The following is a 393-nucleotide window of genomic DNA, read 5'->3' on the forward strand; positions in this document are numbered from 1 at the left end:
GTCTGCTGCAGCGCGCTCGCCTGCCGCTCAGTGCGCGCCGACAGGTCCTGGTTGCCCGCATCGATCTCGCGCGCGGCCACGGCGATGCTGTCGGCGCCGCTGCGCACCCGGCCTGTGACCTGCGCCAGGTTGTCGTTCATCTGGCGCAGCGCCTCCAGCAACTGGCCGGTCTCGTCGCGTCCGGCCTCGGCGACGGTGGTGGTGAGGTCGTTGGCGGCCACGGCCCGCGCCACGCGCACGGCCTCGCCGAGCGGGCGCGTAATGCCGCGGGTGATCCACAGGCCGACCGCGGCACCCAGGGCCAGGGCCAGCACGGTGGCGATGGTCACGGCCGTGCGGGTCTGCAGGTATTCGGCCTCGACCTGGCCGAGGGCGGCATCGATGTTGCCGCGC

The 393-nt window shown here is 74.0% G+C and carries 1 protein-coding gene; it reads right to left on the reverse strand.

What is annotated here, in order from left to right; genetic code table 11:
- On the reverse strand, nucleotides 1-393 hold a 393-nt coding region (locus K9U41_RS23655), incomplete at both ends, for a HAMP domain-containing protein (RefSeq protein ID WP_282643256.1).

It is taken from the genome of Xanthobacter autotrophicus, from assembly GCF_029991245.1.
GTDB classification, from domain to species: Bacteria; Pseudomonadota; Alphaproteobacteria; order Rhizobiales; family Xanthobacteraceae; genus Xanthobacter; species Xanthobacter autotrophicus_C.